Annotated in this window: 20 protein-coding genes; 12 read left to right on the forward strand and 8 right to left on the reverse strand. The window is 73.5% G+C overall.

The genetic code is table 11. From position 1 onward, the window contains the following. The 4 genes from ACZ6JE_RS06425 to ACZ6JE_RS06440 all read left to right on the forward strand — a co-directional run. On the forward strand, positions 1-510 hold a 510-nt coding region (locus ACZ6JE_RS06425; protein ID WP_464318489.1), incomplete at its 5' end, for a PspA/IM30 family protein. Further along, entirely contained in the window at positions 507-1,625 is a 1,119-nt protein-coding gene (locus ACZ6JE_RS06430) for a DUF418 domain-containing protein (RefSeq protein ID WP_464318490.1), read from the forward strand. The genes ACZ6JE_RS06425 and ACZ6JE_RS06430, both read left to right, overlap by 4 nt. Before the next feature lie 90 nt (positions 1,626-1,715). Next, positions 1,716-2,537 carry an arginase family protein gene (locus tag ACZ6JE_RS06435; protein WP_320479097.1) on the forward strand — a complete coding sequence of 274 codons (822 nt, stop codon included), beginning with the start codon at positions 1,716-1,718 and terminating at the stop codon, positions 2,535-2,537. Further along, the gene (locus ACZ6JE_RS06440; RefSeq protein ID WP_464318491.1) at positions 2,534-3,355 is read left to right on the forward strand and encodes a crotonase/enoyl-CoA hydratase family protein; all 822 of its coding nucleotides are present in this window, start codon (positions 2,534-2,536) and stop codon (positions 3,353-3,355) included. Before ACZ6JE_RS06435 ends, ACZ6JE_RS06440 begins: the two co-directional genes overlap by 4 nt. Before the next feature lie 102 nt (positions 3,356-3,457). Here ACZ6JE_RS06440 and ACZ6JE_RS06445 read toward each other — a convergent pair whose 3' ends face one another. Further along, complete coding sequence (locus tag ACZ6JE_RS06445) at positions 3,458-3,628, reverse strand: CsbD family protein (protein ID WP_192058164.1); 171 nt, start codon at positions 3,626-3,628, stop codon at positions 3,458-3,460. A 159-nt stretch (positions 3,629-3,787) separates the two neighbouring features. On the opposite strand from ACZ6JE_RS06445, the gene ACZ6JE_RS06450 reads away from it, so the two are divergent. From ACZ6JE_RS06450 to ACZ6JE_RS06460, 3 genes are read left to right on the forward strand one after another with little or no spacing between them, the layout of a single operon-like run. Next, positions 3,788-5,188, forward strand: a complete 1,401-nt coding sequence (locus ACZ6JE_RS06450) for a dihydrolipoyl dehydrogenase family protein (RefSeq protein ID WP_464318492.1) — start codon at positions 3,788-3,790, stop codon at positions 5,186-5,188. Beyond that, complete coding sequence (locus ACZ6JE_RS06455) at positions 5,152-5,541, forward strand: Fe-S oxidoreductase (RefSeq protein WP_192058169.1); 390 nt, start codon at positions 5,152-5,154, stop codon at positions 5,539-5,541. The genes ACZ6JE_RS06450 and ACZ6JE_RS06455 overlap by 37 nt, the downstream gene beginning before the upstream one ends. After that, complete coding sequence (locus tag ACZ6JE_RS06460; RefSeq protein WP_464318493.1) at positions 5,538-6,359, forward strand: SDR family NAD(P)-dependent oxidoreductase; 822 nt, start codon at positions 5,538-5,540, stop codon at positions 6,357-6,359. Before ACZ6JE_RS06455 ends, ACZ6JE_RS06460 begins: the two co-directional genes overlap by 4 nt. A 7-nt stretch (positions 6,360-6,366) precedes the next feature. On the opposite strand, the gene ACZ6JE_RS06465 is transcribed toward ACZ6JE_RS06460, so the two are convergent. Together ACZ6JE_RS06465 and ACZ6JE_RS06470 are read right to left on the reverse strand one after the other, a co-directional pair. After that, complete coding sequence (locus tag ACZ6JE_RS06465) at positions 6,367-7,308, reverse strand: SIP domain-containing protein (RefSeq protein WP_192059205.1); 942 nt, start codon at positions 7,306-7,308, stop codon at positions 6,367-6,369. An 83-nt stretch (positions 7,309-7,391) separates the two neighbouring features. Beyond that, positions 7,392-7,823 carry an SIP domain-containing protein gene (locus ACZ6JE_RS06470; protein WP_192058173.1) on the reverse strand — a complete coding sequence of 144 codons (432 nt, stop codon included), beginning with the start codon at positions 7,821-7,823 and terminating at the stop codon, positions 7,392-7,394. A gap of 260 nt (positions 7,824-8,083) precedes the next feature. Between ACZ6JE_RS06470 and ACZ6JE_RS06475 the strand changes: the two genes are divergently transcribed. From ACZ6JE_RS06475 to ACZ6JE_RS06495, 5 genes are read left to right on the forward strand one after another with little or no spacing between them, the layout of a single operon-like run. Further along, the gene (locus tag ACZ6JE_RS06475; RefSeq protein WP_464318494.1) at positions 8,084-9,598 is read left to right on the forward strand and encodes an ABC transporter substrate-binding protein; all 1,515 of its coding nucleotides are present in this window, start codon (positions 8,084-8,086) and stop codon (positions 9,596-9,598) included. Continuing rightward, positions 9,595-10,548: an ABC transporter permease subunit gene (locus tag ACZ6JE_RS06480; protein WP_192058177.1), complete on the forward strand. Its 954-nt coding sequence runs from the start codon at positions 9,595-9,597 to the stop codon at positions 10,546-10,548. Before ACZ6JE_RS06475 ends, ACZ6JE_RS06480 begins: the two co-directional genes overlap by 4 nt. Beyond that, positions 10,545-11,420, forward strand: a complete 876-nt coding sequence (locus ACZ6JE_RS06485; protein WP_243214231.1) for an ABC transporter permease — start codon at positions 10,545-10,547, stop codon at positions 11,418-11,420. Before ACZ6JE_RS06480 ends, ACZ6JE_RS06485 begins: the two co-directional genes overlap by 4 nt. Further along, entirely contained in the window at positions 11,417-12,196 is a 780-nt protein-coding gene (locus ACZ6JE_RS06490) for an ABC transporter ATP-binding protein (protein WP_320479090.1), read from the forward strand. Before ACZ6JE_RS06485 ends, ACZ6JE_RS06490 begins: the two co-directional genes overlap by 4 nt. Then, positions 12,193-13,005 carry an ABC transporter ATP-binding protein gene (locus ACZ6JE_RS06495; protein WP_464318495.1) on the forward strand — a complete coding sequence of 271 codons (813 nt, stop codon included), beginning with the start codon at positions 12,193-12,195 and terminating at the stop codon, positions 13,003-13,005. The genes ACZ6JE_RS06490 and ACZ6JE_RS06495 overlap by 4 nt, the downstream gene beginning before the upstream one ends. A 10-nt stretch (positions 13,006-13,015) precedes the next feature. Here the strand turns inward: ACZ6JE_RS06495 and ACZ6JE_RS06500 are convergent, their stop codons facing one another. The 5 genes from ACZ6JE_RS06500 to ACZ6JE_RS06520 all read right to left on the reverse strand — a co-directional run bounded on the left by ACZ6JE_RS06500 (position 13,016) and on the right by ACZ6JE_RS06520 (position 17,784). Beyond that, entirely contained in the window at positions 13,016-14,476 is a 1,461-nt protein-coding gene (locus ACZ6JE_RS06500) for an amidase (RefSeq protein ID WP_464318496.1), read from the reverse strand. 101 nt (positions 14,477-14,577) lie between these two features. Beyond that, positions 14,578-15,180 carry a GNAT family N-acetyltransferase gene (locus tag ACZ6JE_RS06505; RefSeq protein ID WP_243214237.1) on the reverse strand — a complete coding sequence of 201 codons (603 nt, stop codon included), beginning with the start codon at positions 15,178-15,180 and terminating at the stop codon, positions 14,578-14,580. Positions 15,181-15,677: 497 nt separating this feature from the next. Further along, on the reverse strand, positions 15,678-16,460 hold the full coding sequence (locus ACZ6JE_RS06510) for a uracil-DNA glycosylase (RefSeq protein WP_464318497.1): 783 nt from the start codon (positions 16,458-16,460) through the stop codon (positions 15,678-15,680). Beyond that, on the reverse strand, positions 16,457-17,200 hold the full coding sequence (locus tag ACZ6JE_RS06515; RefSeq protein WP_243214238.1) for a Type 1 glutamine amidotransferase-like domain-containing protein: 744 nt from the start codon (positions 17,198-17,200) through the stop codon (positions 16,457-16,459). Before ACZ6JE_RS06515 ends, ACZ6JE_RS06510 begins: the two co-directional genes overlap by 4 nt. Next, the gene (locus tag ACZ6JE_RS06520) at positions 17,197-17,784 is read right to left on the reverse strand and encodes a phosphoribosyltransferase (RefSeq protein ID WP_192058189.1); all 588 of its coding nucleotides are present in this window, start codon (positions 17,782-17,784) and stop codon (positions 17,197-17,199) included. The genes ACZ6JE_RS06515 and ACZ6JE_RS06520 overlap by 4 nt, the downstream gene beginning before the upstream one ends. Between the last annotated feature and the right edge of the window lie 44 nt (positions 17,785-17,828).

Genomic DNA, 17,828 nt, shown 5'->3' on the forward strand with positions numbered 1-17,828 from the left:
GCCGCCGCCGCCGACTGGGAGCGCAAGGCGCGCGCTGCGAGCGGGAAGGCCGACGAGCTGCGCGCCGGTGGCAACACGGTCGACGCCGACAAGTTCGACGCCCTGGCGAAGGTCGCCCTCGGCAAGCAGCTGTCGGCCGAGAAGGAGGCGAAGGACGCCGAACCGACCATCGCCTCGCAGACGCAGGTCGTCGACAAGCTGAAGACGGGTCTGACGCAGATGCGCGGCAAGCTCGACCAGCTGAGCAGCAAGCGCGACGAGCTGAACGCGCGGGCGAAGTCGGCCGAGGCGCAGTCGCGGGTCGCCGACGCCGTCAAGAGCATCGACCTGATGGACCCGACGAGCGAGATCAGCCGCTTCGAGGACAAGGTGCGTCGCGAGGAGGCGAAGGTGCTCGGCCAGCAGGAGCTCGCGGCCTCCAGTCTCGACGCGCAGTTCGAGGGCCTCGAGGACCTCGACGAGCAGACCGAGATCGAGGCGCGCCTGGCCGCGCTCAAGCTCGGAGCATGACCGTCGGCACCGCGGGTGCGTCGAGCCCCTCGAGCGGGTCACCCCGGTCGGCGCCCGCAGCGTCGTCGGGTCGACTCGTCGGGATCGACGTCGCCCGCGGTGTCGCGGTGCTCGGCATGTTCGCCGCGCACATGTGGCCGCGGGAGCTGCTCGACGAGCGCGTCTTCGACGGCCGCTCCGCGATCCTGTTCGCCACCCTCGCCGGGATCTCGCTCGGTCTCGTCTCCGGCGGGGCCCGCGCGACGCCGCCCGGTCGACGGGCGAGGGTCTCCGCCTCGATCGCCATCCGGGCCGCGCTGCTCATCGTGCTCGGACTCCTGCTGCAGGCCTGGAACGTCTACGTGCTCGTGATCCTCCCCTACTACGGCGTGATGTTCCTCCTGCTGCTGGGCGTCCTCTGGCTGCCTCGGCGCCTCCTCGTCCCCCTCGCCGCGGTCGTCACCGTCGCGGCCCCGTTCGCGGCCACCCTCGTGCCGGTCGGCCCGGTCGGCGACACCACCCTGTCGGGCCTTCCCGGTCTCGCGGCGGACGCCCTGCTCGTGGGGGCCTACCCCGCCCTCGTGTGGCTGCCGTTCCTCATCGCGGGACTCGTCGCCGCCCGCAGCGACCTGGCCCGGCCGAAGACGGCGCGACTGCTGATCATCGTCGGCGTCATCGCCGCCGTCGTCGGCTACGGCGCGCGATTCCTGCCCGGGGCCGCCACCGTCGCGGCTCTCGACCCCGCCGATCACGAGGGCATGCCGGCCGAGATCGTCGGCTCGGGCGGCGTCGCCCTCGCCGTCGTCGGGCTGCTGCTCGTGATCACCGGCGCGGCCCGTCCCGACGGAAGCGCGACCCGCGTCGTCCGTGCGCTCCTCGCTCCGCTCGCCGCGACGGGTGCCCAACCGCTGACCGTCTACACCCTGCATCTGCTCATCACGGCGCCGCTCTTCACCGCGTACCGGTCGACGGGCGGGTCGTACGGGCTCCCCCTCGGCTGGCTCGTCGCGGCCGTGATCGGCACCCTCGTCTACGCGACCCTGTGGCGCCGGTTCGTCGGACGCGGTCCGCTCGAACGTCTGGTGGCTCGGGCGAGCCGGCCCTGGGAGACCCGAGAGGCCGCCCTCGCCCGCTGACCCGCGCCTCCTCGGAGCCCGTCGACGCGGCCTCCACAGCGCGCCGGATCTTCCGCCACGGCGCCCCCAGGCTGTGCCAGACTGACGCGCGTGAGGTTCGTCGTGGTTCCGCAGTGGCAGGGTTCTCCGTCGTCGAGGGCCATGCGGCTCGCCGAGGGCGCCTACGCGGTGCTCGGCGATCTGCCCGCGTCCGCCACGACGCTGGTCGAGGTGCCCGTCGGCGCCGGAGACTCCCTCGGCAGCCCCGTGCACCGGCTCTCATCGGTGCTCACCGTCGCCGACGCACTGCAGCAGGAGCTCGCGACGGCGGACTCGCCCGCGCTCGTCGTCGGCGGCGACTGCGGCATCGAGCTCGGCGCCGTGCGGCATGCGCTCACCCCCTCGACGGCGGTCGTCTGGTTCGACGCCCACCCCGACCTGCACAGCCCCCGCAGCAGCGAGAGCGGCGCCTTCAGCGGGATGGTCCTCCGTGCCCTGGTAGGCGACGTCGCCGACGACCTCCCGACCCTCGACCCGGCCGAGACGCCCCTCGACCCGAGCCGCATCGTGCTCGCCGGCGCCCGCACCTTCGACGACGCCGAAGACCGCTACGTCGAGAGCCGGCGCGTGACGACCATCTCGTCGCTCGACCTGTCGCCCGACGACGTCGTCGCCGCGGTCGCCGAGACCGGCGCCACCGAGGTGTATCTGCACGTCGACCTCGACGTGCTCGACCCGGGCACGCTCGACGGCCTGCTCGCCCCGCAGCCCTTCGGCATCGACCTCGCGACCCTGATCGCCACCATCACGGCCCTGAAGTCGCGCTTCACCCTGGTCGGCGCGGGGCTCTGCTCGTTCGCACCCGTCGACGCGGCCAGCGCATCGGACGACATGGGGACCATCCTCCGCATCGTCGGGGCCCTCTCGCGATGAGCGGCGCCGACGCGACGGGCGGCACCGGCGCCGCCGACCGCCCCCGGGTCAGCGTCGAACGTCGCGGCCACGTGCTCCTCATCGGGCTCGATCGACCCGAGAAGCGCAACGCGGCCGACCTGCGGATGCTGCGCGAGCTCTCGTCGGCCTACGGCCGCCTCGACCGCGATCCCGAGCTGCGCGTCGGTCTCGTCTTCGCCCACGGCGACCATTTCACCGCCGGGCTCGACCTCGGCGACGTCATGCCCGCCGTGACGGACGCCGGGCTGGACATCGTCCCCGAGGGCGGTCTGCACCCGTGGCAGGTCGACGGCAGCTCGCTCACGAAGCCCGTGGTCATGGCCGTGCAGGGCACCTGCCTGACCCTGGGGGTCGAACTGGCGCTGGCGAGCGACATCGTCGTGGCCGACTCGTCGACGCGCTTCGGTCAGATCGAGGTGAGCCGCGCGATCCTGCCCTTCGGCGGCGCCACGACGCGACTCCCCCGCCGGGTCGGCTGGGGCGATGCGATGCGGTATCTGCTGACGGGCGATCTCCTCGACGCCGAGGAGGCGCGGCGCATCGGGCTCGTCCAGGAGGTCGTCCCCGAGGGGGCCGCCTTCGATCGGGCCCTCGCCCTGGCCGAGCGGATCGCCTCGCAGGCGCCGCTCGCGGTGCAGGCGACTCTGGCGAACGCGCGACTCGCGCTGCGCGAGGGCGAGGCCGCGGCCGAGGCGCGCCTGCAACCCGAACTGGTGCGGCTGCTGACCAGCGACGACGCCCGCGAGGGGCTCGCCGCGTTCACGGAGCGCCGCGAGGCGCGCTTCTCCGGCTCCTGACCGGTGCGGAACGCGTGCACGACCGACGTGCACGACCGGCGGGCCGGGCGCACGACGAAGCCCGCCCCCGAGGGGAGCGGGCTCCGGGCGTGATGACGCGTCTTACTTGAAGACGTCTTTCACGTCTTCGCCGGTCTTCTTGGCACTCGCGGCGGTCTGGTCCTTCTGACCCTCGGCCTTGAGGCTGTCGTCGCCCTTGTGGTCGCCGACCGCCTCCTTCGCCTTGCCCGCGATGTCCTGAGCGGCGTTCTTGATCTTGTCGTCGAGTCCCATGAAGACCTCCTCTGCTTGGCGCGTCAGCGCGTGGTCATTGCACGGTATCGAGCACCCCGTCCACATCGACCGAACGCACATCCCGCGTTCAGGATCGCCGCGCGGAACGGCCAGGGCACGGCCGGACGGATGCTCGGGGGCGAGGACTACGGTCAGGGCATGACGACATATGACCTCATCGTGATCGGCGCCGGCGCAGTCGGCGAGAACGTGGCGGACTACGCCAAGCGCAAGGGGCTGACGGTGGCCCTCGTCGAAGGGGAGCTCGTCGGCGGCGAGTGCTCCTACTGGGCGTGCATGCCGTCGAAGGCGCTGCTGCGCTCCACCGCCGTCGTGCGTGCGGCCCGGGCCGTCGACGGGGCGGCCCAGGCCGTGACCGGCGACGTCGACGTCGCCGCCGTCCTCCGCCGTCGCGACTCCTTCACGAGCGGCTGGGACGACTCGGGCCAGGCGGACTGGGTGTCGGGGGCCGGAATCGATCTCATCCGCGGTCACGCGACCATCACCGGTGTCAAGGAGGTCACGGTCGACGGCGTCGTCCACACCGCGACCCACGCCGTCGTCGCCGCCACCGGCTCGACCGCCCTGCTGCCCGACATCCCGGGCCTCGCCGGGGCCCGCCCGTGGACGAGCCGCGAGGCGACCAGCGCGAAGAGCATCCCGCAGAGCCTCGTCGTGATCGGCGGCGGCGTCGTGGCGACCGAGATGGCCACGGCCTACCAGGGGCTCGGCGCGACCGTCTCGCTCATCGCCCGCAGCGGCCTGCTCGGCGGCCAGGAGCCCTTCGCCGGCGAGCTCGTGGGCGACGGTCTGCGCGAGCTCGGAGTCGACCTCCGCCTGGGGGTCTCGCCGACGTCGGTCGTCCGCACCGAGCACGACACCGTCGAGGTCACCCTCGACGACGGGAGCACCATCGTCGCCGACGAGGTGCTCGTCGCGACCGGGCGCGTGCCCCGCACCTCGGACCTCGGTCTCGAGAACGTCGGCATCGAGCCGGGCGACTGGCTGCAGGTCGACGACACCCTCCTGGTGCACGGCACCGACTGGCTGTACGGGGTCGGCGACGTCAACCACCGCGCGCTCCTCACCCACCAGGGCAAGTACCAGGCCCGTGCGGCCGGAGAGGTCATCGCCGCCCGCGCGCAGGGCACCGAGCTCTCCACCACGCCGTGGGGCACCCACGTCGCGACGGCCGACGACGCCGCCGTGCCGCAGGTCACCTTCACCGACCCCGAGGTCGCCAGCGTGGGCCTGACCGCCGAGGCCGCAGGCCGGCGCGGGCTCGACGTCCGCGTCGTCGACTACGACCTCGCCTCGGTCGCCGGTTCCGCCCTGCACTCCGACTCGTACAAGGGCCGGGCCCGGCTCGTCGTCGACGAGAGCCGCAAGGTGGTCGTCGGCGCCACGTTCGTCGGCCCGGACGTCAGCGATCTGCTGCACGCCGCGACGATCGCGGTCGTCGGCGAGGTGCCGATCGACCGCCTGTGGCACGCCGTGCCGTCGTACCCGACCGTGAGCGAGGTGTGGCTCCGGCTGCTCGACGTCTACGGGCGTCCGTGACGGGCATCCTGCTCGACTCCCCCGTGTCGCGGCTGGGCTGCTCGTTCGCGACCCTGGTGGGGCTCGCCGTCGGCGTGCCCCTCAGCACGGGTCGCATCCGGGTGGTCGGCGACCTGATCGTCTGCCGGGGCCTGCCCCGGTGGGCCTTCCGTCGCGGCGGCACCTGCGTCGGCCGGGTCTACCTGACCCGGCACAACGACGGCCCGCGGGTGCTCCGCCACGAGGCCGTGCACGTCACGCAGTGGCGTCGATACGGCATGCTGATGCCACTGATGTACTTCCTGGCCGGCAGCGACCCGCTGACGAACAGGTTCGAGATCGAGGCCGGCCTCGAGGAAGGCGGTTACCGATGACCCGCACCGTGATCATCACCGGAGCGAGCAGCGGTCTGGGCCGCGAGGCCGCGAAGGCCCTGGCGAAGGGCGGCGCGGATCTCGCGATCGTCGGTCGCAACCCCGAGCGCACGCGCGCCGTCGCCGACGAGGTGGGCGGCACGGCCTTCGTGGCCGACTTCGACCGACTGGCCGACGTCCGCTCGCTGTCGGAGCGCCTCCTCGAGAGGTACCCTCGCATCGACGTGCTCGCCAACAACGCCGGCGGCCTCGTCAACCCGCGGGGTCTGACGGCCGACGGGCACGAGCGGATCCTCCAGTCGAACCACCTCGCGCCGTTCCTGCTGACCCGCCTGCTGCTGCCCCGACTCATCGAGAGTCAGGCCAGGGTGATCTCGACGGCGAGCGTCGCGAACCTGTTCGGTCGTGTCCGCCTCGACGACCTGGACTGGGCGAAGCGCCCGTGGCTCGGCGGCTGGCGGCAGTACGGCACGAGCAAGATCGAGACGATCCTGTTCATCCGCGAGCTGGCGAAGCGCACCGGTCTCGAGGCGTTCTCGTTCCACCCCGGCATCGTCAAGACCAACTTCGGCGCGGACTCGCCGATGTGGCGGATGGCCAACGTGCTGACGAACGGTCACTACGGCATCTCGGCCGCGGCCGGCGCGCTGCCCCTGATCCAGCTGGCGGGCCCCAGCACGGTCGGCGTGCCGAGCGGCACCTACTTCGACCAGCTCAAGCCGAACGGGCTGGTCGTGCCCCAGGCGAAGGACGACTCGCTCGCCGCCGCCCTGTGGGACCGCAGCTCGGAGATCGTCGGACTGCCGTCGGCGGTCTGAGGAGCGGTCAGAGTTCGGCTCGGCCGAGTCGCCAGTAGCCCATGAAGGCGACCTGGCGCCGGTCGATGCCGACCTCGGCGACGAGGAACCGGCGGAGGGTCTTGATGGCCGCGGCCTCGCCCGCGAGCCAGGCGTAGAGCTCGCCTTCGAGGGCCTGCCCGGGGAGCGCCGCGCCCTGAGGGACATCCCACAGGATGTCGTGGTCGACGTCGACCTCGTCGACCTCGACCCCGTGGTGCCAGGCGGCGACGTAGCGCTTCGTCCAGCCGCGGACGGCGTCGATCAGCAGGGCGCCGTGCTCGGCACCCGACGTCGATCGGGGCAGCCAGTGGACGCTCACCCCGGCCGGGGCCACGAGCGTGAGGGCGTCGTCGGCGGTCGGCACCTCGAGGAACACGCAGCCGCGTGCGTCGGAGGGGAGACTCTCGACGATGGACGACACCGCCGGGACGGCCGTCTCGTCGCCGGCGATCAGGACCGAGGAGGCGCCCCGCGGGTTCCACTCGACCCCGCTGCCCGTCACGCCGCTGGTGGCGTCGGGCCCCACGAGCATCGCATCGTCGCCGACCGAGACCTCGGCCAGCCAGGCGGCTGCGGGGCCGCCGTCGGCGTGCACGACGAAGTCGACGTCGACCTCGCCCAGCGCAGGGCGGACGGCGCGGGCCGTGTACGTGCGGAACGGGTTGCGCTCGTGGTCGGGCAGCGCCCGCCACCCGCCCCACCAGTCACCCGACGGGAAGGTGTCGAACCCGGTCGCCTCGAGCGGGAGGACGACCTTGATGCGCTGATCGAGACCGTCGGCGCCGAAGTCGACGAGATCGGGCCCGGCGAAGGTCAGCCGGACGAACGACGGCGAGAGCCGGACCCGACGCACGATGCGAGCCCGGTAGGGACGGTGCGCCGGTTTGGAGGCGGCCTCGGGTTCGACGACATCGCCTTCGACGGTCACGGGCGAAGCGTCGAGCGAAGAAGTAAGCACACCCTAAGTATGGCATGCCTTACCTGAGCGGCGACAGGCCCACCGGGAGGAGATCAGAGCGCGACGGCCCCGTCGACCGCGTGGAACACGCGGTGCAGATCGTGGCGCAGGTCGTAGGCGAACGACGGAGGCCCGGCGATCCAGATCACGTGCTCGCCCCCGACGAGCGACTCGGTGTCGACGTACATCTCGGCGAGCCAGGCCCGGACGGCGCGTTCGAGCGCCTCGCCGCGGTCGCACGACCGGCCGGAGCCGGGCGCACCCGACCGGCGATCACGGGCGAGCCAGGTGACGGACACCCGGCCCGGCGAGGCGAGCGGCACGATCTGGCTGCTGTCGTCGACCTCGACGAAGACCTGCCCCCTGGCGCAGAGCGGCAGGGCCGCCAGCATGCCGCGGAGGTGGTCGATCGAGGTGGCGTCGCCGGCGAACAGCACACGCGTGGCGTCGTGCTGCAGGGGCGGGTCGCTGTATTCGAGGAACATGTCGGAATCAGTATAGGTAAGCCTCACCTATCTCGCGACGCGTCCACCTGATTCACACCCTGGTGGTAGGTTCTGACGCGTCCGCGAGTCCGTCAGCGACCCGCGGCGAGGGGCCGCGCCGTGTCCGACAGCACCACGGTGGCGGATCGTGACGACCGTTCCGCCAGCGACCGGAGATCCCCCGCAGCAGAGCCGAGACCACCTCGGCATCCTTCGCCGGGGCATCGACGCCCCGGCCCTCCCCCGGAAGGCCCCTCCGCGTGCGCACCCTGCCCCTCCTCGCCGCCGTCACCGCTCTCGTGCTCGTCACCGCCGGCTGCTCGTCGTCCACCGACTCCGACCGGTCGGGCGCACCCGATCCGGACGCCACGGTGACCGTCGGTCTCGTCCTCGAGCCGACCGACCTCGACATCCGGCGGACCGCGGGCATCGCCCTCGACCAGGTGCTGATCGACAACGTCTACCAGGGTCTCGTCGGCCGCACGCAGGACAACGAGATCGTCGACGTCCTCGCCTCCTCGCACGAGGTGAGCGACGACGGACTGACCTACACCTTCACCCTCGCCGAGGGAGTGACCTTCCACGACGGGGCCGCGCTCACCGCGGACGACGTCGTCTGGTCGCTGCAGCAGGTCGCCGACGACGACACCCTCGCGAACCACGGCGACCTGGACGCCGTCGAATCGATCGCCTCCCCCGACCCCTCGACGATCGTCCTCACGCTGTCGCGCCCCGACTCGGCGCTCCTGTTCTCCCTCACCGGTCGTGCCGGTCTCGTGCTCGAGCAGGCCGCCGACAACGACCTGTCGACGACGGCGAACGGGACGGGCCCGTTCACGCTCGAGAGCTGGACCCAGGGCGACAACCTCCGTCTCAGCCGCAACGACGACTACTGGGGCACGCCCGCCGGGGTGGGCGGCGTCGACTTCCGGTACATCCCCGACCCCTCCGCCCGGATCAACGCCTCGATCTCGGGTGAGATCGACGTGCAGACCGCGGTGGACGCCACCCTCCGCAGCCAGCTCGACGGGATCGACGGCCTCACGGTCGACGAGGGGAAGACGACGGACAAGTACACGCTCGCCTTCAACAACGCCGTCGAGCCGTTCACCGACCCCCGCGTGCGCAAGGCCATCCGACTCGCGGTCGACAACGACGCGCTGATCGCGGCGACCGGCGGGTCGGCGGTCGACCAGGGCGGACCGATCCCCGAGCTCGACCCCGGGTACCGCGACCTGACGGACGTCGACGCGTACGACCCCGACGCCGCCCGCGCCCTGCTCGACGAGGCCGGGCGGTCCGACCTCGATCTGACCCTCGAGTACGCGAACGTCTACCCCGCCGCCATCGGCGATGTCCTGACCACCCAGCTGAAGGCCGTCGGCATCACGCTGACGGTCGACCAGGTCGACTTCTCGACCTGGCTGACCGACGTCTTCGTCGCCCCGTCCGACGGCTCGCCCCGTGACTTCCAGCTGAGCATGGTCAACCACGCCGAGACCCACGACTTCGGCAACTGGGCCGACCCCGACTACTACTTCGGCTACGACTCCCCCGCCGTCCAGGAGCTCTACGCGGCCTCTCTGGCCGCGACCGACCCGGCCGACGCCGACGCCGCCCTCGCCGAGGCCGCCGAGATCGTCTCCGCCGACGCACCCGCCGAGTGGCTGTACACGTCGACGACCCTCACCGCCGTGCGCGACGGCGTCACCGGGTTCCCGACCTCGTCGACGACCACCCGTCTCGACCTGTCCGACCTGGCCGCGACGGAGTGATCCGATTCACGGCGGGTCGACTGGTCCTCTTCGCGCTGGGGCTGGTCGTCGCGAGCGTCCTGATCTTCGCCACCCTGCGCCTCCTGCCGGGTGACGTGGCCCAGGTCATCGCCGGGACGACCGGCTCGCCCGCCCAGGTCGCCGCGCTCCGCACCGAGCTCGGCCTCGACCGGTCGATCGTCTCTCAGTACCTGGACTGGGCCGGCGGGCTGCTGCGACTCGACCTCGGCCGATCGCTCGTGACGGGCACCCCGGTCGGCGACGAGATCGCCGACAAGCTGGCCGTCACGCTGCCGCTCGCCGGCTTGTCGCTCGTGATCGGCCTGCTGATCGGGGTGCCCCTCGGTGTGCTCGCCGCGCTCCGTCGGCGTCGCCCGCTCGGCACCGCCGTGTCGGTCGGCGCCCAGGTGCTGGCCGCCGTGCCGGCGGTCTGGGCGGGCATGCTCCTGATCGCGCTGGTCGCCGTCACCCTGCGCTGGCTGCCCACGCAGGGGTTCCCGATCGACGGGTGGTCGGACCCCGCGGCGGCTCTGCGATCACTCGTGCTGCCCGCCGTGACCATCGGCCTCGTCGAGGGCGCCGTGCTGCTGCGCTTCACCCGGTCCGCCGCGCTCGGGGCGCTCGACGCCGACTACGTCCGCGCCGCCGCGGCCAAGGGCATGACCCGCGACCGGGCCCTCGTGCGCCACGGACTGCCTAACGTCATGCTGAGCGTCGTGAGCGTGCTCGGCATCCAGGTGGCCGGCCTCGTGGTCGGCGCCGTGCTCGTCGAGCAGCTCTTCAGCCTGCCCGGCGTCGGTCGCATGCTCGTCGCCGACGTCGGCCGCCGCGATCTGACCAAGGTGCAGGGCGAGCTGATGACCCTGACCGCGATCGTCCTCGCCGTCGGCTTCGTCGTCGACGTCGTGCACCGCAGCGTCGACCCCCGATCACGGGAGCGCGGCGAATGAGGCGCGGGTCGTGGCTGCGCGCCGTGGTCGGCTCGCCGACGGGCGCGTTCGGCGTCGGCTGGCTCGCGCTCGTCGCGATCGCGGCGGTCGCGAGTCCGTTCTGGACCCCGCTCGATCCGTTCGCGACCGACCCGTACGCGGCCTGGGCTCCGCCCTCGACCGAGCACCTGTTCGGCACGGACTCCGTCGGTCGCGACGTCTTCAGCTACGTCGCCCGCGCGTCGACGACGACCGCGCTCGTCGCCCTGGCCTCCGGCGCGACCGCCCTCGTCGTCGGGGTGCTCCTCGCCGTGCTCGGCTCGCTGACCCCGCGGTGGGCGAGGGACTCCGTCGCGGTGCTGATCGACGTGCTCGTCGCGTTCCCCACCATCCTCATCGCGATGGCCCTCGCGGCGGCCTTCGGCGGATCGCTCGGCGTCGTGGTCATCGCCGCGGGCACGGGCTACGGCGTGAACATCGCCCGCGTCTCGCGCGCCGAGATCCGACGCGTGGGGCGGGAGGACTACGTGCTCGCCGCCCGAGCCGCGGGCGTCGGCGCCCTGGGCGTCGTCACCCGGCACGTGCTGCCGAACGTCGCCCCGCTCTTCGCCGTGCAGCTCTCGCTCGCCATGGCGACCTCGATCCTGGCCGAGGCGGGGCTGTCGTTCCTCGGCTACGGCGCGTCCGCCGAGACCGCGTCGTGGGGGCGCCTCCTGAGCGATCTGCAGAAGTTCATCGGGGTGCACCCGTGGAGCATCGTCTGGCCGGGCGCCGCGATCACCCTGACCGTGCTCGCCTTCAACCTGCTCGGCGACGCCGTCCGCGACGCCGCCGACCCGCGCCTCCGTCCGCGTGCGGCGACGCCCGCCGACCGACCGGGGGTCGTCTCGTGAGCCTCTCCATCGACGACCTGCACGTCGACCTCGGCGGCCGACCCGTGATCGAGGGCGTGTCGCTGTCGATCGGCGACGGCGAGCGCCTCGGCCTGATCGGCGAGTCCGGCTCGGGCAAGTCGATGACCCTGCTCGCCGTGCTCGGGCTGCTGCCCGACGCCGCGACCGTCCGCGGCAGCATCCGACTCGACGACCGCGAGCTGGTCGGCCTGTCCGACCGGGACCACGCGCCGTTGCGGGGCGCGGAGATCGGCGTCGTGTTCCAGGATCCGCGCACCTCGCTCGACCCGATCCGGACCATCGGCAGCCAGATCGCCGAGCCGCTCCGTCTGCACGAGGGCATCGGGCGCCGCGAGGCCCGCGCCCGGGCGATCGAGGCCGCGGCCGAGGTGGGTCTGCCCGACCCGGCCGGCATCGTCGACCGCTACCCGCACCAGCTGTCGGGGGGTCAGCGCCAGCGCGTCGTGATCGCGACGGCCCTGATCGCCCGCCCGCGCCTCCTGCTGGCCGACGAGCCGACCACGGCGCTCGACGTCTCGACGCAGGCCGAGGTGCTCGACCTGTTCCGCCGCCTCGTCGACGAACGCGGCACCTCGCTGCTGTTCGTCACCCACGATCTGGCCGTGCTGCGCCGTGTCGTCGACCACGCGGCGGTGCTGTCGGCCGGCCGCCTCGTCGAGCAGGGCCCCGTGCGCGAGCTGCTGACCCGGCCCGCCCACCCCGTGACCCGCGGGCTCGTGGCGGCGACTGAGGCGACCACCTGGAGGACGACGTGACCGTCGACGACCCGACCCGCGCCTCCTCGGCTCCGCTGCTGACCGGTCGCGGTCTGACCCGGACCTACCGGCTGCCGCGGCCCTCGCCGTTCCAGCCGGGCGCCGTGCGGCACGCCCTGATCGACGCCGACCTCGACGTCGCCGCCGGCGAGAGCGTGGCGCTGATCGGCGAGTCGGGCAGCGGCAAGAGCACGCTCGTCAAGCTGCTGCTCGCGCTCGACGCGCCCACCGCGGGGTCCGTCACGTTCGACGGGCGCCCGGTGCGACCGGTTCGGGCGGCGGCGCTCCGCTGGTTCCGCCGCGACACGGGCGTCGTGCTGCAGGACCCGTACAGCTCGCTCGACCCCCGCATGCGGATCCGCGACACGGTGGCCGAGCCGCTGCGGGCGCTGTCGATCGACGGCGACCACCGGGCGCTGGTCGACGAGATGCTCGGACGGGTCGGACTCACCCGTGAGCACGGCGACGGCTACCCGCACGAGCTGAGCGGAGGGCAGCGGCAGCGCGTCGCGGTGGCCAGGGCCGTGGTGCACCGCCCCCGGCTGCTCGTCGGCGACGAGCCGATGAGCGCCCTCGACGTCACCGTGCGGGCGCAGATCCTCGCCCTGCTGCGCGAGCTCCGCGACGACCTCGGGCTCTCGCTGCTCACCGTGTCGCACGACATCGGACTGGTGCAGCACCTCGCGGACCGGGTCGCCGTGCTGCACGACGGGCGCATCGTCGAGCAGGGGGCGGTCGACGACGTGCTGCGGAACCCGCGGCACGACTACACGCGCGGCCTCATGGCGTCGGTGCCGACGCTCGACTGAGCGGCGCCGCTCACCACTCGGGCGGGTGCCGACGCTGCCACCGCAGACGCCGTTCGAGCTGCGCACCGAGGGCGAACAGGACGTCCTCGCGACCCGGACGGCCGATCAGCTGCACACCCGCCGGCTGCCCGTCGATCTCGCCCACGGGCAGGGTGATGGCCGGCAGCCCCGCGACGTTGACGAACGACGTGAACGGCGAGTAGAGGCACTGCTGCTCGAAGTTGCGCTCGGCGTCGACGTCGTCGTACCAGCCGATCGGGCGCGGCAGCAGGGCGAGCGTCGGCGTCAGCACGGCGTCGTACGGCGCGAAGCTCTCGATCACCGTGCGCTCGAAGGCGGTCAGCCCGACGAGGGTCGCGGCCAGCTCGCGGGCGGTCACCCGCCGCCCCTGCTCGACCAGCCAGCGGGTGATCGGCTCGAGCCTCGCCAGCTCGGCCTCGGTCTCGGCGGGGATGCCCGCGGCCCCGGCCTGCCACAGGGTGCGGAACAGCGTCGGGTAGTCCGAGCCCGGCATCGTGGTCTCGTCGACGCCGTGCCCGAGGTCGGCGAGCAGATCGGCCGTGTGCCGGACGACGCCGAGGAGGCGCGGGTCGACCCAGACGTCGAACGCGTCGTCCCACGGGCTGGTCGTCATCACCGCCACCTGGAAGCGTCCCTCGCCGCGCAGCGCCGTGCCGAGGTAGGCCCCGTCGGGCGACGTCGGAGCGTGCAGCGCCTGCCCGTGCCGCGGCGGGCGGCCGTCGGGCGAGACCATGGCGTCGAGCAGCATGGCGGCGTCGGCGACCGTCCGGGCGAGAGGCCCGCCGACGGCCAGTCCGCCGAGACTGGACAGCCCCGACTGCGACGGCACGCGGCCCCGCGAGGGCTTGAGACCGACGAGACCGGTCGCCGCCGCCGGGATGCGGATGCTGCCGCCGCCGTCGGACCCCGGGGCGAAGGGCAGCAGACCCGCCGCGACGGCCGCCGCGGCCCCGCCGCTCGAACCGCCCGCGCCGGTCTCGGGCCGCCAGGGGTTGCGGGTCGGGGGCCCGATCAGCGTCTCGGTGTAGGCCGTGAGCCCGTACTCGGGGGTGGCCGTCTTGCCGAGGCTGATGCCGCCCGCCTCGTCGAGCACGTCGACGATCTCCGACGACGTCGACGGCACCCTGCCGTCGGCCAGGCGCGAGCCCGACCGGGTGGGCACCCCGGCCCGGTCGGTGAGGTCCTTGTCGGCGGACGGGAGTCCCCAGAGCGGCGCGGCCGTCGGCCCCTCCCGGGTCAGCCGGTCGGCGCGGGCACGGGCGGCGTCGGCCGTGACCGTCGTGAAGGCGCCGATGCCGGGGCGGCCGCCGCCTGCGGGCTCACCGGTGCCGCCGCCGTCGAGGCGCTCGATCCGCTCGAGGTAGTGGTCGGTCAGCTCGCGGGGCGTGACCCTGCCGTGCCGCAGCTGGTTCCACTGCTCGTGGGCGGTGAGGTCGTGGAGTTCGGGCATCCGTCGAGCCTAGGCCTGGCCGCGCCTCCTCGACTCCCCCGGTCGGCCCGCCCGAGCTCGTGCCGGGCCGAGCTCGTGCCGGGCAGCGCCCGTGCCCGTGCTCAGCGCCCGAGTCGACCGCGTCGCTTCTTCAGCGACTTCTGCATCGTGATGGTGCCGAGCCACCGCCCGAACTTGAAGCCGACCCGGCCCATGCGCCCGACCTCGACGAAGCCGAGCCGGGCGTGCAGGGCCACCGACGCCTCGGCGTTCTTGTCGGCGATCACGGCGACCATCTCGCGGATCCCGGCGTCGCGGCACGCCTCGACGAGCGCCTCGAGCAGCCCCGCACCGAGCCCCTTGCCCGTCGACGCGGCCCGCAGGTAGATCGAGGTCTCGACGGTGTAGCGGTAGGCGGCCTTGCCGCCCCAGGGCGAGGCCAGCGCGTAGCCGAGCACCTCGCCGCTCGGGTTGACCGCCACGAGGAACGGCATGCCGAGCGACGTGACGAACGAGAACTTGCGCCGCCACTCGGCCAGCGTCATGGCGTCCTCGTCGAAGGTGACCGACGAGTTCGCGACGTAGTGGTTGTAGATCTCGCGCACGTAGGGCAGATCGGCGGGGGCGGCGGCACGCACCTCGAACCGGAACGCGGGCTCGACGGGCGCCGGTGACTGAAGGGCGCGGGGCAGGCGACGACGGGGCTGGTATTCCTCTTCGAGCACGGTGCCACTCTGCCATGCGGGCGGCCGCTCTTTCGCCTGCGCAGGCGGGCGAGTGCGACCCCGACGGGCGAGTCTTCACGCCCGCATGCGCCGGAGACGCCCGCTCCGCCCGCGGCTACGCCCGGCACTCAGGAGGAGCGGCGCGGCTCAGGAGGAGCGGCGCACCTCAGGAGGCGCGGCGCACCTCAGGAGGCGCGGCGCACCTCAGGAGGCGCGGCGCAGCCCAGGCGGACGCTCGTATGCCTGCGCAGACGGGCCAGTGCGACGCCGAAGGGCGAGTCTCCACGCCCGCCCATGACGAACACGCCCGCCCGGGCCGCGGCTACGCCGCCCGGCACCCCAGGAGGAGCGGCGCGGCGCAGCCCAGGCGGACGCTCCTACACCTGCGCAGACGGGCCAGTGCGACGCCGACGGGCGAGTCTCCACGCCCGCATTCGCCGGAGACGCCCGCTCAGCCCAGGGCCGGGGTGCCTGAAGCCCAGGAGGCGCGGCGCCGCTCAGGCGGGCGGCAGCGCCCAGTCGACGGGGTCGCCGCCCTGCTCGACCAGCGACGCGTTCGCCCGGCTGAACGGCTTCGAGCCGAAGAACCCCCGTGAGGCGGAGAGTGGGCTCGGGTGCGCCGACTCGATGGTCGGGACGTCGCCGAGCATCGGCTTCAGGGCCGCGGCGTCGCGCCCCCAGAGGATGGCGACGAGAGGGCCGCCCCGGGCCGCGAGGGCCTCGATCGCCCGCTGCGTGACCGGCTCCCAGCCCTTGCCGCGATGAGACGCGGTCTCGCCGGGGCGGACGGTCAGCACGCGGTTGAGCAGCATCACGCCGTTCTCGGACCACGACGTGAGGTCGCCGTGCGCGACCGGCGGCACGCCGAGGTCGTCGTGCAGCTCGCGGTAGATGTTCGCCAGGCTCCGCGGGATGGGGCGGACCCGGGGGTCGACCGAGAACGAGAGCCCGACGGGGTGCCCCGGCGTCGGGTACGGGTCCTGACCGACGATGAGCACGCGCACGCTCTCGAGCGGCGCCCGGAACGCCCGGAGCACGTGCTCGCCCGCGGGCAGGTAGCCGCGACCGGCGCGGACCTCGGCACGGAGGTACTCGCCCATGTCGGCGATGCGGTCGGCGACCGGCTCGAGCGCCTCCGCCCAGCCGGCGTCGATCTGCTCGGCGAGGGGCCGGCGCGCGGCCGACTCGGGCGAGGCGGGCGAGGCGGGCGACTCGGACGAGGCGGGCGACTCGGCCGAGGCCGCCGACTCGGGCGACGCGCCACCGGGGGCGTAGGTCACGCCGGGCCCAGGGTGCCGACCGAGACGCCGACGATCTCGCCGCCCTCGTCGACCTGCGGCTCGACCCGCCACACGCTGCCCGTGCCGAGCACCGTCAGGGCCCCGTCGCCGACGACGAGCGCGGTGTTCTCGTCGATCGCGACGCCGCCCGAGACCAGCCCGGCCTCGGTCGCGGCGATCAGCCGGGTGAGGGTGCCCCACTGGGCGGCGTGCACGTCGACGGCGATGTCGACGAGACCGAGGCCGCCGCTCAGGGTGACCTCGTCGAGGTCCTCCGCCGCGTCTTCGGGGCAGACCGGCACGTCGCCGATCAGCCAGCCGCCGAGCAGCGCCCGGTCGGCGGCGATCATCGCGCCGGCCGAGAAGCCGAGGTACGGCAGCCCGTCCGCCACCAGGAGGCGCACCTGGTCGACGAGCGGGATCACGGCCTCGAGGTACGCGGGGGTGAGCCCGCCGGCGACGATCAGGCCGTCGACGTCGCTCAGCACCCGGGTGTCGAACGACTCGCCGGCCTCGATCACGCTCGTCACGACCTCGCAGCGCCCCTGAGACGCGATCATCGCGGGGTAGCCGGTGCGGAACTCGGCCGAGGGCGAGTCGTCGGCGACGACGACGAGCAGGGCGATGCGCGGCACGGCGCGCCCGACGGCGCCGCCGCGGACGGCCGCCTCGGCGACGAAGAGGTCGTAGAGCTCGGGCGAGTCGGGCGACCAGCCGCCGCCCACCAGGTGGATGCTCACGCCTCGACCACCGTGCCGCTGTCGCGGGTGACCGGCGGGAGGGCGCTCCACGGGAAGGTGATCCAGCGGGACGTGCGCTTCCAGACGAAGTCCGGTTCGAGCAGGGTGCGCGGCTTGCTGTAGAGGCAGACGGTGCGGACGTCGGCGGCGACGGCGGCGAGGAGGTCGCGGACGAGCACGAGCGTGCGACCCGAGTCGGAGACGTCGTCGACGATCAGCACGCGCTTGCCCTCGAGCGACGGGGCGTCGAGGGTCGGGGGCAGCAGCACGGGCTCGGGCAGGCGCTCGTCGATGCCCGTGTAGAACTCGACGTTGATCGAGCCGCACATCTTCGTGTCGAGGGCGTACGAGATGGCGCCGGCCAGCACCAGCCCGCCGCGGGCCACGGCCACGATCACGTCGGGGGTGAAGTCGGCCGCGACCACGTCGCTCGCCAGATGCCGCGCCGCCTCGCCGAATTCGAGCCAGCCGAGCACCTCGCGCTCGGGGGCGCCCGTCGACCCGCCCGCCGTGTCACCCGTCGCCGGCGGCGCCTCGGGTGGTGCTGCGGCGGTGTCGGTCGAGTCGTCGGGTGAGGAAACCATGCCAGCAACCGTAGTGCGCCCGCGCGCGGACCGCGAAGACCGCC

Source organism: Frigoribacterium sp. AC759, assembly GCF_979256015.1.

What these genes read in the sequence shown, in the direction of transcription:
- ACZ6JE_RS06430 (WP_464318490.1), top strand. Translation starts at nt 507, where the DNA reads ATGACCGTCGGCACCGCGGGTGCGTCGAGCCCCTCGAGCGGGTCACCC.
- ACZ6JE_RS06485 (WP_243214231.1), top strand. Translation starts at nt 10,545, where the DNA reads ATGAGGCGCGGGTCGTGGCTGCGCGCCGTGGTCGGCTCGCCGACGGGC.
- ACZ6JE_RS06520 (WP_192058189.1), bottom strand. Translation starts at nt 17,784, where the DNA reads ATGGTTTCCTCACCCGACGACTCGACCGACACCGCCGCAGCACCACCC.
- ACZ6JE_RS06450 (WP_464318492.1), top strand. Translation starts at nt 3,788, where the DNA reads ATGACGACATATGACCTCATCGTGATCGGCGCCGGCGCAGTCGGCGAG.
- ACZ6JE_RS06500 (WP_464318496.1), bottom strand. Translation starts at nt 14,476, where the DNA reads ATGCCCGAACTCCACGACCTCACCGCCCACGAGCAGTGGAACCAGCTG.
- ACZ6JE_RS06445 (WP_192058164.1), bottom strand. Translation starts at nt 3,628, where the DNA reads ATGGGACTCGACGACAAGATCAAGAACGCCGCTCAGGACATCGCGGGC.
- ACZ6JE_RS06470 (WP_192058173.1), bottom strand. Translation starts at nt 7,823, where the DNA reads ATGTTCCTCGAATACAGCGACCCGCCCCTGCAGCACGACGCCACGCGT.
- ACZ6JE_RS06460 (WP_464318493.1), top strand. Translation starts at nt 5,538, where the DNA reads ATGACCCGCACCGTGATCATCACCGGAGCGAGCAGCGGTCTGGGCCGC.
- ACZ6JE_RS06440 (WP_464318491.1), top strand. Translation starts at nt 2,534, where the DNA reads ATGAGCGGCGCCGACGCGACGGGCGGCACCGGCGCCGCCGACCGCCCC.